The sequence below is a fragment of the Bacillus sp. HY001 genome (genome assembly GCF_007558965.1).
Taxonomy (GTDB): domain Bacteria; phylum Bacillota; class Bacilli; order Bacillales; family Bacillaceae_G; genus Bacillus_A; species Bacillus_A mobilis.
Genome location: NZ_VLTE01000087.1, coordinates 37,986 through 55,630 on the forward strand (window position 1 = coordinate 37,986; position 17,645 = coordinate 55,630).

The window sequence follows — 17,645 nt, forward strand, 5'->3', positions numbered from 1 at the left end:
ACTCTTATTCTTTTTATTATGGATATTTTTTCTAATATTTTCTATAATTTATGATGTGCTTAATTTGATGAGGGAAGTGGGGAAGAAAATGGGGAGAACATATAAAAAAATAGCTATTACAATGATGGTCGGTGTACTTTCACTTGTAGCGTTTGGGTGTGAGGCAGAAAAAAAGGTTATAAATCCAAACACAACACAGGAAAAGAAGGAAGAACCAATTGATCCAGTAGTTGAAAAACAGATGAAAGAAAATGAGAAAAATGGGAATACGGTTGGAAACAGTTCTAATAAAGGGAAGATGGTAGAGAGTAAGGGATGGGTTTACTATGCGGTAAATGGTGATAAAAATACAGGAGGCATTTATCGTACGAAAGATCAATTTCAGACTTCGGAACGTGTAGTGGAAGGTGTAAATGCTTCGTACATAAATATAAAAGACAAAGCTTTATATTTTATTCATACGGATGAAGATAAGAATGCGGGATTATCTTCTTTAATAAAGTATGATATATCTAACAAAAAGCTAGACACGTTAAAAGCAGATACAAATTATGTTTATATAAAAGATCAAACTTTATTTTATCCGAAAAAATATTCTGAGCATGGTGGTTTTGATATTGTAGGAATAGTAAAAATGGATTTGAACACGGGGCAGGAAGAAGAAGCGGCATTTAAAAACTCAGGTTGGTCTCAAACGATAGACGATAGTATTCTACATTGGAATAAAAATCGTGGAACACAAGTGACAAAAGATAATAAAACTTGGTCAAAGGAAAATTATGCAACAATATCTAGTGCTACTTATAATAATGAAAAATTATATGCTGTTGTCGACTTTTCGTTACCTTTTGAAACAAATGAAGCTGAGCATGGCATATATGAAATAGACATTCAACAAAATAACGAAAAGTTATTGGTAAAGGATGCCCTGCAGATGAATGTGAAAGGGGATACTTTTTATTATTTAAAAAAGGATGGAGTATATAAGAAGAAAATGAATGGTGGAAATGAAAAAGTAATTTATAATAAAACAGTTGAACCAACTAAATCCTATTTATATTTTGTAGCAGGAGATATGTATCTTTATACAGATAATGGAACTATTTTAAATTTAGATACAAAGAAATCAAATGAAGAAAAAGATAAGAAATTAGCAGATGATGTTATGTTACAGAAAGTATGGAATGCACAGAAGGAACTTACTAATGTTCAAATGGCTGCACTAACAGGAAACCCAAAACGAGTAGGAGATTTTTCATACGGGGAATTAGTGAATCCTATTTATAATACGAAGGATACTTTAGAGACTACGCTGTCTACGTACTTCTCAAAAACATTTATAGCAGAGTATATGAAGAGTAAGTATATTAAAGAGTTAAATGGAAAAATGCACTATGCTATTGGAGATCCAGGATCAAAAGCAGCAACTAAATTTACAAAAATTATTTCTGCCGAGTTAAAGGATGGAAAAATAAAAGCGCAGGTAGAAACATATAATGACTATGATAATGTAACGGAAAAAGTAGAAGTTGAATTTATTTATGAAAATAATCAATGGGTTATTAATAATATGCCGCGTTTTGGTTTAAGTTAAAAAACCACCAAGCATTTTGCTTGGTGGTTTTATTTTAGGATTCTAATTTTTTCGCACGTCTTAATAACAATAGAAAGACAATGATGAAGAAACCAAGTATAAGGAAGAATCCATATTGTTTTACATAGTCCATTACGTCGCTTGCGCTTGTTGGTTTTTCAACGTGAATGCCGTCCTTATTAGTAGTGATATGAATATCTTGCATTTTCACTTCATTTGTTTCTTTTTGTAAATCAATCCATTCTATATTCGGAATGCTTTCTAGATCCTTTAATACTTCTTTTAATGGTTTCACACCTAAGTAAGGATGATAGAATGCACCAATAACTCCATCGGATAATTTAGCAACAGATGCAGCACGTTCCTTCATCTTTGCAATAGCATGTGGCTTATCTTCTTCAATAAAACCAACTGTTTCAGGCATTAATTTCATCCCGTGTAAAAATGATGGGGTGCTTGTATAAAATGGTGAGTGCATGGATTTCCAAGTTGTATCACTTAACTGTAGTTGTCCTACATAAGTTGAAAAGTATCTTGATAATATTTCATATCCTTTTTGGGACATCGTGTAATGGGGTGCTTCAAATGCGACAGGATATAGTTTGGCATCTACAAGTTCTTGAATACCTTTTTCAATATGCTCAGTCGTATATTTTTCTTCAAATTCTTCCCCTTTTTTTACGTATGCATTATATGCTTCTATATTAGGAAAGTCATCTTTTGTTTTTGGTTCTTCATGCTTCGGTTGACGAATTGGTTGGTCTGTTTTTACGTCCCAAAATTCAAAACCTTCTCCAGTTTCACTATCATAAAATTGGTGCGTATAACCATGCATAATAATTGCTGCACCATCATCTTGCATAGAGCGTAAAAGATCGACTAGCTCAGGTTTATCTTTTAAATGTATTGTCTTTCCTGTATCCGGATCTTTATATACCGGTATGACTGTAATCATGTAAGGAATCTTTTTCTCTTTTAGTAATTCAGCAATTTCTTTTAATTGATTTATATCTGCGGCTGGATGAACATCCTCAAGACGTAAATAAGCTTCCACTTTATCTGTCATTGGTTTTTGTCCGAAGTAAGAAAATAACATTTCGCCGACGTAATGAGACATCCAGTCAAAGAGATTTGATGTTGCAACATAATAAGATGTTTCATGCTGGACGATTAGTGGGCTCTTGCTATTTGGGCTTAAAGCGTTAGCAAGAACAGTTCCGTTGGTATCAAAAGCTTGAATCAATCGTTCCTCTTCTAAAGTGTTTTTTAGCTTATGGCTTGGATATTCGATTTTATTAACTCGTATATCATTATCCTTTAGTGTAATGAAAGAAAAGCGATTAGATAATTGTTCAACATTTTGTCCTAAAACTAATACTGGGCCTGAGAAATTTTCTATCAGTTGTTTTGTTTCAGTAGGAAATTCTTCTTTTTGCTCACCGATATAGACAATATGTGTATAAGAAGATGAATTAGTAATTTCATTAGCCTTTTTAAAACTTTTCGTAGTTATATCGTTTGTAAAATGTCCTAATTGAGTATTAAGGATTTGAATATTATTTGTAATTTGATTGTCTTTTGTACTGTATAAAACAAGTACTTTTGGTTTTGATGATGTTTGTGCAGAGGTGTGGATAGGGATAAGTAGTAAAATGCTGAACAAGAGTAATATGCACTTCTTCATTTGGTCTGCTCCTATTCTATATGTAGAGTTCAATTTACAATTATATACAAGAAATACGTTGTAGTCTATGAAAGTTACATTTTTGCACGTATTTACCAGCTGTTTTTTCACAAAATCGGTCTAAAGCATGATGATAATATGCATAGTTATTTGCTATGATAAAAGGGTAAGAGAATGATAGAATGTGGGTAATTGTAAAGGGAAGAAGGCTGAAAGGGGACAAATTTCAGCGGAGAAAGAGGTAGAGGTAGTGAAGAAATTCTTTGTAGGATTTTTAGTTGTTCTTGGGGTGTACTTATATTTCCAAGGAAAGTCTGAAGGAATGGACAAGCTAGTGAATGAGACAAGCTATGTTGACTCAGAGGAAGCAAAACAGATGAAACAAATTATTATAGAGGAAGCAAAGAAAGTCAATCTTCCAGAATGGATACCTCTTACAATTGCCGAACATGAAAGCCGGTTAAATCCAAGAAGTATTGGAGATAACGGAACTTCATTCGGATTGTTTCAATTGCATCGCGGTGGCGGGCTTGCACCAGATCATTTAACTGATGAAGAGTTGAAAGATCCGCGCACAAATGCGCAAATTGCAATGCCGCATTTAATGAAAGGGTATAAGCGCGGGGTGCAGAAAGGTTTGACGGATTTTGCATTACTAAAATATGTAGCAAATACATCTGGATGGCCAGGAAATTTAGGGCCCGAGTGGACGGATAATAACATGAAGTATAACATCGGATTAGAAGATGTGTACTATCGAAATAAAGGCGTAATAAAAGAGTAGGTTTTTTGTACCTACTCTGTTTTTTTATGAATAACTTCATCCTTTTCTTGTATGAAATACTGCGCTAGTTGTATTTTCACGTCTTCTAGTTTTGTAGAAACTTGCGGTATTTTATATCCTACATACAATGGTGAAACGACAAACCTAGGAACAACTTTACAAATGATTTTTTCGTTCAAGTAATAGAAGAATAAGTTATAACTACTACATCCTTTGTGGAAATCTGTCAGTATATAACGTACAGTTTGCTGAATATAATTTGCTAGTTCATCTATGCATCCAATATCTTCAATGATGATATTAAATTCAGTAAAACCAATAATAGGACGATCTGAAATATTGAGTTCAATGCGTTCGTTTTTTTGTACAATTACTCCTCGGAAGTTGTCCTGTTCTACGTTACCGAGATAGTCTACATATTTCATTCCGATAATCTGCATGTGTGCATGATGCAAACTTCCGCCTGAGAATGGCCCGTGATTTTTGTATAAAATCACAGATGTGAATTCTTCATTCTTCTGTAAGCCTAACCAATGTTTAATCGAGAAACGAATTAGCGATCTCATATGTTCTTCTGTATATGTCGCAATATGATCTTCACAATTATCGGTTTCGATTAGCACCGTTTGAAATGTATCTTTTAATGTAGGAAATTTGTTTTTTAGCCAAATAATTGAGCCCTCAGTTGCTAAAATATCCGTTAAATTTTCTCTGTCACAAAAAGGACATGCAGCGCTTCTATTCCGGATGCTTTCTGGTTTTTGTTTGCCGATATCGTTTAAAAAGTATAGTTGTTGTGTATCCATTTGTATATATGCCCCTTTAAAATGTGTGTAAAAATCCCGCTTAATACATTCGGGAAAAGGAGAAGGAAATCCTTTAAAGGGAATAGGAAAAATAAAAGACAAGATATCCTCATTACAACAGGGTACCTTGTCTTTTATTTTTTCTTTAATAATGTGTATGGATAATATAGATCGTTTTTATTATGTTTCTTTTTTCTATTTTTTATTGTGTATAAGGCAATTGCTGTACTCACGATTACAATAATGGCTTTCTTCATATTCGTTTACCCCTTTTTTATTGTTGGTTTAATTCTTGGCTAACTGCTTTTGCATCAACTAGAGCGTGTAAAATCATTTTTACCATGTTCATCATATTCTCTCACTCCTTTTTATAGTTCGTTTAGTTCTTTTACAACTGCTTGTCCGTTCACTAATACCTCAAAGATTGCTTTTACGATTTCCTTCATCATGATTGTTTCCTCCTTTTGTTTTCTCTCTTGTTTACATCTTTATTGTATAGGGAGGCATCTTTTCGTACTATCGCTTTCCATTACGTGAACATAACAGTTTTGTAAGATTTGATGTCACTTATTGAAATGTTTAGTCTATCTTCATTATTTTCAGAAAAATGACTATTCAAACATGAAATGGGAAAGTATAATAAAGAAGTAAGTATTAAATTCCGTACGAAAGAGGTGAATGAGATGAAACGTTCTTTAGCTGCACGTGCCAAATTTTTAGATTATATCTATTTTTGTCGTGCGATTTTTCATGATGTAGTTGTTAACGGGATACGTCTGTCCTTTTTTAACAATTGCATAGTAGCTATTGAACGATAGAAATCTCTTCACCCATTTTTAATAAACGTGTGAAAAGGGAGCTATTTGGCTTCCTTTTTCTATGTCGAAAACCATGGGGAATGTTTCTTTCCCATGGTTTTTTATATTGAAAGGAGTACGGAAAATGACAATTTGTAGTGTAAATAATGTAACGAAATCTTTTGGTGGAAACATCATATTTGAAAATATATCGCTTGAAATAAAGAATGGTGAACGTGTTGGATTAGTTGGTCGTAACGGTAGTGGGAAGACAACAATCTTTCAGCTTCTAACTGGAATGGAAAGTTTAGATGCAGGAGCCATTCATATGAAGAAAGGTACACGTATTGGTCATGTGGCACAAATTCCGAAATTTGATGAGGATATGACTGTATATGATGTACTGAGTTCGGCTTTTAAAGCAGAAAAGGAATTAGAAAGAGAAATGCGTACTTTAGAAAAAAATATGGCGGAAGAACGAGAATCGTCTGCTTTACAAAAGTTAATGGAGAGATACGGAGTAATTCAAGAAAAGTTTGCGTTCCTTGGTGGTTATGAAATAGAAGCGAATTTGATGAAGGTAGCAAATGGGCTACAGGTGACAGAACTATTTCCTCGATCCTTTCTGGAGTTAAGTGGTGGAGAACAAACAAAGATAAGTCTTGCATATATGCTATTGCAGAAACCAGATCTACTTCTATTAGATGAACCAACCAATCATTTAGATTTATTCGCCGTAGAATGGCTAGAACAATTTTTAAAAGAATACAATGGAACGGTTATGGTTATTTCACATGATCGCTATTTCCTTGATGAAGTTGTAACGAAGATTTTTGATTTAGAAGATGGAGAGATTCACGTGTATCATACAAACTATTCTCAGTTTGTTGAGGAAAAGGAAGAACGGTTGCTGCAGGAGTTCCAGGTTTATCAAGAACAGCAAAAGAAAATAAAGAAAATGAAAGAAGCAATTAAGCGACTACGTGAATGGGCAAATCAGGCGAATCCTCCGAATGAAGGATTGCATAAGAGAGCGAGAAGTATGGAACGGGCACTGGAACGTATAGAGAAACTAAAGAAACCTATTTTAGAACGAAAACAAATGGGACTTCAGTTTGAAGGGCAAGAGAGAAGTGGGAAAGATGTTGTTGTAATGAAAGAAGTGAGTAAAGGGTTCGCTGGCCATCTTTTATTTAATGAAGCGAGTTTACATGTTCGTTTTCAAGAGCGTGCGGCGATCGTTGGTCGTAATGGTACAGGAAAGACAACGCTACTAAAATTACTATTAGAAGAAATAGAACCAGACGCTGGTGAAATTCGAATTGGTAGTAGTGTGAAAATCGGTTATTTATCACAGCATGCGTACGGAAATGTGAAGAGTAATGTATTAGAAGCTTTCAGGGAATATGTAGCTGTAACAGAGGGAGAAGCGAGACATATATTAGCTAAGTTTTTATTTTATGGTCCAGCGGTGTTTAAGAAAGTAACGCAACTGAGCGGTGGAGAAAAAATGAGATTAAGGCTTGCACAACTTATGTATCAAGATATCAATTTTTTAATTTTAGATGAGCCGACAAACCATCTCGACATTGAATCAAGGGAAGTTTTAGAGGAAGCTCTCGAACAATATAATGGAACAATTTTAGCTGTTTCACATGATCGTTATTTTTTAAATAAGTTATTTGAAAAGACGTATTGGATTGATGAGCGTAAATTATTTGAGTTTGCAGGGAACTATGCATGGGCGCGTCAAAAGTGGGAAGAAAAACTTGAGACACAAGTAATAAAGCAGCAACGCCAAGGAAGAAAAAGTATGGAAACAGCTCCTATAAAAAAGAAAGAAGTTAGGAATGTTGAGGAGATTGAAACCGATTTAATGCGTGTAGAAGAAGATATATATACGCTTGAGTGTAAGATGGAACATGTAGTTGATGTTGAAATGCTTGAACAATTGTATGAGGAAAAAACGAAGCAAGAGTTGTTACGAGCGGAGTTATATAATGAGTTAGAGAATATTGTGGAGTAAAAAGTGGAAAGCGAATTCCTTTCAGTTTTACTGAAGGAATTCGCTTTTTTATATGGATACTTTATTTTAAGAGATAAGTAAAAGTTGTGTTTCACGTGAAACAGTAAATTTGATAAATCTTTGTTCCGTAATTGGCATAGGGTGTGAAACATAAAAGGTATTAGAAGCTTTTTGGATCGATAAATTATTTCCCGAGACATAAGTATGTGAACGGCGATTCGTGATTGAAAACAAAAAAACAGAGTTACAGCTTTACGCGCTGAACTCTGTTTTCTTTTTGTGTCGTATCTTCTCTTGTTGAAATGATAATGGCGATCCCGAGCATAATAAAAAAAGCTAAAAAGAGGACGAACTTTGGGAAGAATGGGAATAGTAATAGCGCCCCGACTATCATAATTGTTAATAATACGTAGTGCAGGACGTATTGGAATAGGTTGTCCATGTTTTCGCCCCCTTTTTGGTAATTGGTTATTAGTATTCTATGTCCCATACGGAACGAATAGAAGTGGATTTTTAATTTTTTAATACGAAATAAAAGAGAACAATTGACATGATGAAAGGAAAGGAATAATCTTGAAATTAATTCATACTATTTTTATAGGTAAAATAAAGATAGTTACAGGAAGGGGGCTATGTTCCTACATCGTTAAAAATTAGGAAGGTAAAGGTGAGCGTCTAATGAAAAATGCTTTTAAAGGAGCACTTGCTACATTTCTTAGTGTATCGGTATTACTAGCCGGATGTGGTCAAGAGGAAGCAAGTACAAATGAAGCCGGGAACGTACTAAAAGTAAAAGATGAATTTATTAAAGCAAGCGACAAAGCAAAAAGTCCTACTAAAGTAAAAGAAGGAAAAGATACTTTTGTAGTTGGAATGCCAAGTCCTGGCGGGATATTCCTTCCGCACTTTATGGAGAATGGATGGGATGGTAACATAACGCAAGCTATCTTTGCTCCTCTTGTTGGACTCGATAAGGAAGGAAAACCAATTCCAATTTTAGCGAAGAAGTGGGATATTTCGGAGGATCAGCTTACATATACGTTCCATTTGAAAGATGATTTAAAGTTTAGTGATGGATCCCCGTTAACTGCAGATGATGTAGCATTTACATTAACGTTATTACATGATCCAACTTATAGTGGTGCGACTGATATAAGTCAAACAGCAATAAAAGGTGGGCAAGCATATAAAGAAGGAAAAGCGAATTCTATTGAGGGAATTCAGGTCGTAGATTCGAAAACAATTAACATTACAACTGAAAAGGTAAATGCCCAAACATTATCGTTAATTGGCGGAGAAGTGATTTCAAAAGCTTATTACGGGAAAGAGTATAAACAAGGACACTTGGAGTATTTAAAAGAATTGTATGGGAAGCCGCTGGGAGCAGGAGCTTATAAATTGGATAAATATATTCCTGGTCAAGAAGTTCGATTTGTAGCAAATGAAAATTATTTTGAAGGAAAGCCGAAGATTGAGCACTTTATTTATAAAATTACAAAAGGTGATACGAAGCTACAACAATTTCAAGCGGGAGAAGTAGATTATGATGGTTTTACGACAAACGCGGAGACGATTGAACAGTTAAAGGATTTAGGTTTTGCTAATATTAATGTATATACAGGAAGCTCTTACGGCTACATTAAAATGAATTATAAGAAGCCATACTTTAAAGATAAACGTGTCCGCCAAGCATTTATTTACGGATTAGAGCGTCAAAAGGTTATTGATACGTATTTCCAAGGATATGCGTCACTCGTTAATGTACCGATTACGCCAGTTTCTTGGGCGTATACAGAAGAGGGTATTAATAAATATGAGTATAATTTAGAGAAGGCGAAGAAACTACTGGATGAGGCTGGGTGGAAAGCTGGTTCAGATGGAATTCGTGAAAAGGACGGACAAAAACTGAAAGTAAGTTATTTTGCCTCATCAGCAAGTAAAATAAATGATGTAATGATTCCTGTGATGAAAGAAGATTATAAAAAGCTTGGTGTAGAGTTTAACCCAGAATATATGGACTTTAATACGATGATTTCAAAAGTGATAAAAGGTGATTATGATTTGGCGATGGTATCTACGCCAATGATTGATGATCCGAGTGGAACGATTGAGGAGTTTGTTTCAACAAGTAAACGAAATTATGATGGATATTATAATCCGAAAGTAGATGAATTAGCTAAGCAAGCATTAGAAACGTTGGATATTGAAAAGCGAAAAGAAATTTATAAAAGGTTATATCAAGAGTTAAGCGAAGACCCGCCTGTAATCTTCTTAAATAATAGTAAAGTTGTGTCCGCACATAATGCACGAATTCAAGGATTACAAGAAGATAACTATAACGGTATTTTATTAAGTTTACCTAAATTAAAGATAGAACAATAATTTAGGGGGAATTATCAAAATATTTATTCAGAAAGAATTGACAAAATATAACTGACGATATAAGCTAATAACCATAAAGTCTACCGGAAAGGTCGGAATAGGATTGTTACCCCTCAAAAACATCTATTTTTTTACGATTAAAACCGACTTTTCCGATTGGCTATAAATATGCTGTGGGAGGCATACATAAGCTAATAAGTTCAAAGGGTATAACTATTAAACAGTTAGGGTGGGGACAATGAAGACAAAGACAAAAAAATGGGCTGGTGTATTTTCGGTATTACTGAGTAGTTCGCTTGTGTTATCTGCTTGTGGGGGACAGGAAGATACGGCTTCTACAGAACCGGTTAAACAGCAGGATTTAAAAAACATAAAAATAGAAAAGATTGCTGCTACAGATAAAACGAAAGTGCCAGATAAAGCGAAGAATAGAAAAGATACGTTAGTTGTTGGGATTAATAAACCAGGCGGCGTATTTTTACCATATTTCCAACAAAATGGTTGGGACGGAAACGTAACTTCAGTTATTTTTGCATCTCTCATATCAACCGATAAACAAGGGAAACCAATTCCAGAATTAGCTGAGAAGTGGGACGTTTCTTCTGATCAGTTAACATATACATTCCATTTACGTAAAGATTTGAAATTTAGCGATGGCTCGCCATTAACAGCGGATGATGTAGCGTTCACATTGACACTTTTACACGATAAGGCATATGAAGGCGAAGTGGATATCTCTCAATATGCAGTTAAAGGTGGTAAAGAATATAAAGAAGGAAAAGCAACTTCAATTGAAGGTATTGAAGTTGTCGATCCACAAACAATAAAAATTACGACTGAAAAGGTTAATTCACAAGCTATATTTGTTTTTGGTAGCACAGTACTATCAAAAGCTTATTACGGAAAAGATTACAAACAAAATACAAGTTTAGATTACTTAAAAGATTTATATGGCAAACCACTAGCTGCGGGTCCATATAAATTTGAAAAGTATATTCCGGGTCAAGAAGTTCGATTTGTAGCAAATGAAAATTACTATGCGGGTAAACCAAAAATTCAAAACTTCATTTATAAAATTACTTCTGGCGATACGAAGCTTCAGTTATTCCAAACAGGTGAGGTTGACCACACTGGTTTAGGTACTGGTGACGAAGTTCTTGAACAGGCTAAGGCTTTAGAATTCGCAAATATCCAAATCGAAACAGCACCATCATTTAGTTATGTTTATATGAATCATAATAAGCCGTACTTAAAGGATAAAAAGGTTCGCCAAGCGCTTATCTACGGATTAGATCGTAAAAAATATGTTGATACAGCATACAAAGGATACGGTACGGTAGCGAATGTACCAATTCATCCGACTTCTTGGGCTTACACAGAAGAAGGCGTTAATAAATATGAGTATGACAAAGAAAAAGCGAAAAAGTTATTAGATGAAGCAGGGTGGAAAGTTGGCTCGGATGGAATCCGTGAAAAAGATGGTCAAAAATTAAAACTTTCTTATTTCGGCCCAAGTTCAGCTAAAGATAGTGATTTGTTAATTCCAATTGCGAAAGAGAATTATAAAGAGATAGGTGTAGAATTTAATCCTGAATTTATGGACTTTAATACGATGCTTTCAAAGGTGAACAAAGGTGATTATGACTTAGCTTCTGTTTCAACACCGATTACAAGTGATCCAAGTGAAACAGCTGGTGAATATTTATCTAGTGCGAATGAGAAGAGTCTTGGTTATAAAAATGCAAAAGTAGATGAGTTAATTCAAAAAGGTATTGAAACGGTAGATATTGAAAAACGTAAACCAATCTATAAAGAACTTTATAAAGAATTAAGTGATGATCCACCAGTAATTCTATTAAACTATCGCAGAACAATTACTGGTTATAACGGGAATATAAAAGGAATTGATCCTGAAAAATACAATAGTATTAGTGCAAACTTACCAGTATTATCATTTGAAAAATAACGAGAAGAATGTATAAGCAGAAGACATTTTTTCATTCGGTTAGAAATGTGCCGATTTGAAAAAATGTTCTTCTATTTTAAGCATTAGATTGGAGAGAAAAAGGGTGAAAACATATATCGTTCGTAGGTTGTTACAAATGATTCCTACACTGTTTGGAACATCAATTATTATCTTTTTCCTGTTCGCGCTTCTTCCAGGTGATTATATTGATTCAAATCCAAAGATCACACCGGAAAGAGCAGCTGAGCTTAGGGAATTGTATGGATTGAACAAACCAATTGTTGAACGTTATTTCCACTGGTTAGGTAATGCGTTACAAGGAGACTTTGGTTTTTCGCTTCAATATCAAGAACCTGTAACGTCACTATTAAATAAGTTTATTTGGAACTCTTTTAGTGTAGCAATTATTGCATTATTTTTTATTTGGTTAATTGCACTTATTATCGGTGTATTTTCGGCGACGAAACAACATTCTTTATTCGATAAACTTGTAACGATTGGTGTCTTTGCAGCAATGTCATTCCCGTCCTTCTTTATCGGTTTGTTCTTAATTAAAGTGTTCGCAGTTGATTTTAAGTTACTACCGATAGGTGGAATGATTGATGTTGGTAGTAATTCAACTGGATTCGCTTATGTGATAGAAGTTGCAAAACATATGGTTTTACCGGTATTTATTTTGACACTTCTTGGAGTGGGTTCATTAACTCGTTATTTTAGAACGAGTATGTTAGAGGTTGTAAGACAAGATTACATACGAACAGCACGTGCGAAAGGTTTAAAGGAGAAGACAGTTATTTATAAACATGCATTAAAAAATGCTATTTTACCGGCGATTACTTTATTGGCATTTGAATTACCAGGTTTATTTTCAGGAGCAATTATTATTGAACAAATTTTTAATTGGCCAGGTATCGGTAACATTCAGTTAGAGGCACTTAATTTTCGTGATTATACAGTATTAATGGCATTTACGATGTTTCTTTCTTGTTTAACAATTGTTTCAAACTTTTTTGCAGACATTGTATATGCAGTTGTTGATCCACGTATTCGGTTGAAGTAAAGGGGGGAACGAGATGGAAACTGTTACAGCGATTACAGAGAAAAAAGGAAAAAAGAGAAGAAATGAATCATCACCATGGCGACAAGCTCTTAAAAAGATAAAGAAAAATAAGATGGCACTAGTAGGGTTGTATGCATTAATTTTTATGTTTTTATTTTGTTTTATTGGACCATTTTTTTCACCATATGCATCAGGGAAAATACAAGTTGCGTTAATTAATAAACCACCTAGTTTTTCTCATTGGCTCGGTACAGATCAATTAGGGAGAGATATTTTAACGAGACTGATGCAAGCGGGACGAATTTCATTAACAATTGGCTTAGCTTCAATGGTTTTATCAGTAATACTAGGAGCTGTATTAGGGGCTATTGCAGGGTTTTATCGTGGCATCGTTGATAATATTATTATGCGTCTTGCTGATATTTTAATGTCGATGCCAGGATTACCGTTACTTATTATAATGGGGGCGATTTTATCAGAGTGGAAAGTACCGTCTGATTATCGTCTGTATGTCATTATGATTATTTTAAGTTTAGTAGGTTGGCCGGGGCTTGCACGTCTTGTAAGAGGGCAAATTTTATCACTTAGAGAGCAAGCGTTTATGCAAGCTGCTGATGTACTAGGAATAAAAGATTACCGGAAAATTATCTATCACTTAATTCCTAATGTTTTACCGATATTAATTGTCGTATCCACATTAGGCGTTGCTGGTTCTATTTTAGGGGAGTCCGCACTAAGTTACTTAGGTCTCGGAGTTGTTCCACCTACACCATCATGGGGGAATATGATTAGCGCAGCTAACTCATTAATTGATTTCCAAAAGCGTCCGTGGTTATGGATTCCACCTGGTTTCGCAATCTTTATAACAGTTGTATCAATTAACTTACTTGGTGATGCACTTCGTGATGCGTTAGATCCAAAGATGAGACGGTAGGTGAGGGAATATGAGTAGAGCGGTAGTAGAGCTGAAAGATTTACAAACACACTTTCAGACAGAAGAAGGAACAGTAAAGGCTGTAAACCATGTTAGTTTTACAGTTCGAGAAGGTGAAACTGTTTGTGTTGTAGGCGAATCAGGTTGCGGGAAAAGTGTAACAGCTTTATCTATTATGGGACTTATTGCTGAATCAGGCAGTGTAGTAGGTGGAGATATTTTATATGAAGGAAAAAGTCTTTTAGGAATGAAAGAGAAGGAGCTTCGTAGTTTAAGAGGTAATGATATTGCGATGATTTTCCAAGAACCGATGACATCGCTGAATCCGGTCTTCACTGTAGGGGAACAGATTGTAGAGACGTTAAGGGAGCATGAATTACTTAGTAAAAACGAAGCGTATAAGAAAGCAATTGAGTTAATTCGTAAAGTCGGCATAGCTCGTGCGGATGAAATCGTCCATTCTTATCCGCACGAACTAAGTGGCGGGATGTTACAACGTATTATGATTGCTGTTGCACTTAGTTGTAATCCTAAGTTATTAATTGCTGATGAACCGACAACGGCTCTTGATGTTACAATTCAAGCTCAAATATTAGACTTATTAAGACAAGTAAAAGAGGAATTCAAAACATCCATTTTATTAATTACACATGATTTAGGCGTTGTAGCAGAAATGGCTGATTACGTTGTCGTTATGTATGGCGGGAAAGTTATTGAAGAAGCCCCAGTACTAGAGATATTCCAAAATCCGAAACACCCGTATACGAAAGGCTTGTTGAAATCAAAACCAGTGATGGGAAAACGAATAGATAAACTATATTCTATTCCAGGGCAAGTTCCTAATTTAGTTGGTTTGGATGAATTTTGCTATTTCAGCGGTCGTTGTGAGCATTGTATGGAAATATGTAAAGAAGAAGCACCGAATCTAAATGTACATGATGAGAATCATAAAGTAGCTTGCTGGTTATATGAGGAGCGTGCGGGACAATGAGTGAACCATTATTAGAAGTAAAAAATTTAAAAACCTATTTCCCTATTAAAGGCGGCATATTTAGTAGAACGGTTGGACATGTAAAAGCAGTTGATGGAGTAAGTTTTACTATTAATAAAGGCGAAGTGTTTGGTCTTGTTGGTGAATCAGGAAGCGGAAAAACGACGATAGGAAAAACAATTTTACGTCTCGTCCAAAAAACGGAGGGAGAAGTGAAGTTTAAAGGACACGATGTTCATTCTCTATCAAAAGAGGAATTGAGAAAACATCGTCCTAATATGCAGCTTGTGTTTCAAGATCCATTTAGCTCACTAAATCCGAGAATGAGAATTGGAGAAGCACTGGGCGAGCCAATGTTGGCCCACGGACTAGCGACGAAAGAAAATGTTCGTGAAAAGGTAACAGAAGTATTAGAGTTATGTGGCTTAGCACCATATCATATTGACCGGTATCCTCATGAGTTTTCTGGTGGACAACGTCAGCGTATCGTTATCGCAAGAGCTATGGTATTAAACCCGGAATTCATTGTAGCTGATGAACCTGTGGCGGCACTAGATGTATCTATTCAAGCACAAATCATTAACTTATTTAGTGAGTTACAGGAGAAAAAGGGATTATCCTATTTGTTCATTTCACATGATTTAAGTGTAGTCGAACATTTATGTACGAAAATCGGGATTATGTATTTAGGAACAATTGTGGAAACAGCGCCACGTGATGAGTTATTTACGAACCCGCTTCATCCGTATACAAAAGCATTGTTATCGGCTGTGCCAATACCAGATCCAACAGTGAAGCGAGAGAGAATCATACTAGAGGGTGACATTCCAAGTCCAGCAAATCCACCTTCGGGTTGTCGTTTTCATACACGTTGCCCGTTTGCAACAGATATTTGTAAACAAACAGTACCAGAATTCCGTAATGTTGGTGAGGAGCATTTTGTTGCTTGTCATCATGTATAAAAAAAGGACTCTTTCAAATAGAAAGAGTCCTTTTTTTTATTTACTAGATGAAGTTTGTTTCAATACAAATTGCTCGATTGCATGAGCAACACCATGTTCATTGTTTGTTAATGTTACAACATCACATAATTTTTTTACATCTTCTTCAGCATTTCCCATTGCAACTGATAAGCCAGCTACTTGTAACATTGGTACATCATTAAAGTTATCCCCGATAGCAATAGTATCTTCAATTGGTATATTGAAATAAGCAGCCATTTCTTGTAGACCGTTCCCTTTATGACCATGCTTATCCATAATTTCTACATTAGTAGGAGCTGATGCCGTAACTGAAATATCAGTGTCTTCTTGTAACATGCTTAATAGCTGTGCACGATGCGCGGCATTAAATGTCAAAATGAAGAATTTAGATATTTCTAATTCTGGATTATTTACAACATCTTCGATTTTTTGGAAATCAGTAATTAAGTTTGATTTCTTTTGTTTTTCTGTAATTCTTTCAAGTTCTTCAAGTGTAACATCTAGAGCATGCTTGTTCTCTTCAAATGCTTGCATGACTTGATCTTGCCATGTATATGGAGAATAAACTCCTTTATTCGTATATAGCTTATATGGAAAACCTTCAGATTCTAGTAATTTTGCAAGCTTGTATACTTTATCGTTTTGTAAACAACGCGAGTTAATTACCTTTCCATCCACATAAACAATTGCCCCATTGCTCGCTCCAACTGGAAGGGATAGTTTATATTCTTCCAATAATTTTAAAGCATCCTCTTTTGCGCGACCAGAACAAATCATGACAATATGACCAGCTTCTTTGGCAGTTTGGATAGCCTGTAAGTTCTCTTTGGAGATCTCAAGATTAGATGATAGTAGTGTACCATCCATATCTAATGCGATTAATTTCAAAATGACCACCTCTTTGCTTTTATTATACATAGTTATATAGAGGAAACATATAAACTTATCTTGGAAAGATTGTATTTTATCCCGCTTTAATGGGCAGTAAGACCCCCACCTCAAAATTCAGCGAAAGCAAAGAAGTTAGGTGTGGGATCGACTGCCCATAAAAGTCCGATTGGTGAGGGCTAATAATCAGTGGGGGATGAAGAAAACCCTCACTGATTAAAGTTTCACTTTATCTAGCACGGACAGTTAGTAAAAGCTTGATAGATTCCAACGTATTCATTTAGATATGTACTTTGATTTGTAACAAAAGTAGAGGTAAGTAGGGGGATGTTTCGTTATATGACTGTAATATTACAATAACATTACAAATGTTAACTTAGTAGAAAGTGCATTAAAACAAGGTTTTTAAGGGTGTTTATAAAAAAACGTAAAAAAAGTGTAATAAAATTTACGTAATTATATTGCAACGTAACAATAGTTATGTTACATTAATGTTACAAACGTTACGTTATTAACTTTAATGTAACGCTAACATAAAAACTATGAAATAAACATTTCTTAGAAATTACATATAGATAACTTATTAAAAAGGAGGATATATAAAATGAAAGAGCAAGTATTACAAGTAACAAAAGGTGACTTCGTAGGATCAGCAAGTGGAGCAGTAGTATTAACAGCATTAATCGTATTTCTATCAAGCGTATTAGTATAATAGAAGTTTTGTAATAAAAGAAAAAGAGAGGAGAATGC

General features: G+C 34.8%; 16 protein-coding genes. 11 read left to right on the plus strand and 5 right to left on the minus strand.

The window, feature by feature from the left end; genetic code table 11:
• Positions 1-88 precede the first annotated feature (88 nt).
• Positions 89-1,594, plus strand: a complete 1,506-nt coding sequence (locus tag FOT98_RS27155) for a DL-endopeptidase inhibitor IseA family protein (protein WP_063259885.1) — start codon at positions 89-91, stop codon at positions 1,592-1,594.
• 34 nt (positions 1,595-1,628) lie between these two features.
• Here FOT98_RS27155 and FOT98_RS27160 read toward each other — a convergent pair whose 3' ends face one another.
• Positions 1,629-3,278, minus strand: a complete 1,650-nt coding sequence (locus FOT98_RS27160; protein ID WP_063259886.1) for a DUF2334 domain-containing protein — start codon at positions 3,276-3,278, stop codon at positions 1,629-1,631.
• Positions 3,279-3,528: 250 nt separating this feature from the next.
• Here FOT98_RS27160 and FOT98_RS27165 point away from each other — a divergent pair, with 250 nt between their 5' ends.
• On the plus strand, positions 3,529-4,062 hold the full coding sequence (locus tag FOT98_RS27165) for a transglycosylase SLT domain-containing protein (protein WP_063259895.1): 534 nt from the start codon (positions 3,529-3,531) through the stop codon (positions 4,060-4,062).
• An 11-nt stretch (positions 4,063-4,073) separates the two neighbouring features.
• Here the strand turns inward: FOT98_RS27165 and FOT98_RS27170 are convergent, their stop codons facing one another.
• Positions 4,074-4,868 (minus strand): DUF4931 domain-containing protein, encoded by a 795-nt coding sequence (locus FOT98_RS27170; protein ID WP_063259887.1) that lies wholly within the window; start codon positions 4,866-4,868, stop codon positions 4,074-4,076.
• A gap of 134 nt (positions 4,869-5,002) precedes the next feature.
• Positions 5,003-5,125: a hypothetical protein gene (locus FOT98_RS27175; RefSeq protein ID WP_063259888.1), complete on the minus strand. Its 123-nt coding sequence runs from the start codon at positions 5,123-5,125 to the stop codon at positions 5,003-5,005.
• 426 nt (positions 5,126-5,551) lie between these two features.
• Between FOT98_RS27175 and FOT98_RS32590 the strand changes: the two genes are divergently transcribed.
• Complete coding sequence (locus FOT98_RS32590; protein WP_046956655.1) at positions 5,552-5,686, plus strand: RAxF-45 family protein; 135 nt, start codon at positions 5,552-5,554, stop codon at positions 5,684-5,686.
• Between the two features lie 124 nt (positions 5,687-5,810).
• Entirely contained in the window at positions 5,811-7,691 is a 1,881-nt protein-coding gene (abc-f, locus tag FOT98_RS27180) for a ribosomal protection-like ABC-F family protein (protein WP_063259889.1), read from the plus strand.
• Between the two features lie 244 nt (positions 7,692-7,935).
• Here the strand turns inward: abc-f and FOT98_RS27185 are convergent, their stop codons facing one another.
• Entirely contained in the window at positions 7,936-8,133 is a 198-nt protein-coding gene (locus FOT98_RS27185; protein ID WP_000369258.1) for a hypothetical protein, read from the minus strand.
• Positions 8,134-8,369: 236 nt separating this feature from the next.
• On the opposite strand from FOT98_RS27185, the gene FOT98_RS27190 reads away from it, so the two are divergent.
• The 6 genes from FOT98_RS27190 (at position 8,370) to FOT98_RS27215 (ending at position 15,986) form a co-directional block, all read left to right on the plus strand.
• Positions 8,370-10,073, plus strand: coding sequence for an ABC transporter substrate-binding protein (locus FOT98_RS27190; RefSeq protein ID WP_063259890.1), 1,704 nt, complete (start codon positions 8,370-8,372; stop codon positions 10,071-10,073).
• A 238-nt stretch (positions 10,074-10,311) separates the two neighbouring features.
• On the plus strand, positions 10,312-12,039 hold the full coding sequence (locus FOT98_RS27195; RefSeq protein WP_063259891.1) for an ABC transporter substrate-binding protein: 1,728 nt from the start codon (positions 10,312-10,314) through the stop codon (positions 12,037-12,039).
• 103 nt (positions 12,040-12,142) lie between these two features.
• Entirely contained in the window at positions 12,143-13,099 is a 957-nt protein-coding gene (locus FOT98_RS27200) for an ABC transporter permease (RefSeq protein WP_000860734.1), read from the plus strand.
• Positions 13,100-13,112: 13 nt separating this feature from the next.
• Positions 13,113-14,033, plus strand: coding sequence for an oligopeptide ABC transporter permease (opp4C, locus tag FOT98_RS27205; protein ID WP_063259892.1), 921 nt, complete (start codon positions 13,113-13,115; stop codon positions 14,031-14,033).
• A gap of 10 nt (positions 14,034-14,043) precedes the next feature.
• Complete coding sequence (locus FOT98_RS27210) at positions 14,044-15,024, plus strand: ABC transporter ATP-binding protein (protein ID WP_063259893.1); 981 nt, start codon at positions 14,044-14,046, stop codon at positions 15,022-15,024.
• Complete coding sequence (locus tag FOT98_RS27215) at positions 15,021-15,986, plus strand: ABC transporter ATP-binding protein (RefSeq protein ID WP_001294507.1); 966 nt, start codon at positions 15,021-15,023, stop codon at positions 15,984-15,986. The genes FOT98_RS27210 and FOT98_RS27215 overlap by 4 nt, the downstream gene beginning before the upstream one ends.
• Before the next feature lie 36 nt (positions 15,987-16,022).
• Here FOT98_RS27215 and FOT98_RS27220 read toward each other — a convergent pair whose 3' ends face one another.
• On the minus strand, positions 16,023-16,895 hold the full coding sequence (locus FOT98_RS27220; RefSeq protein ID WP_000766410.1) for a Cof-type HAD-IIB family hydrolase: 873 nt from the start codon (positions 16,893-16,895) through the stop codon (positions 16,023-16,025).
• A gap of 604 nt (positions 16,896-17,499) precedes the next feature.
• Here FOT98_RS27220 and FOT98_RS27225 point away from each other — a divergent pair.
• The gene (locus FOT98_RS27225) at positions 17,500-17,607 is read left to right on the plus strand and encodes a DUF3948 family protein (protein WP_000664237.1); all 108 of its coding nucleotides are present in this window, start codon (positions 17,500-17,502) and stop codon (positions 17,605-17,607) included.
• Positions 17,608-17,645: the final 38 nt, after the last annotated feature.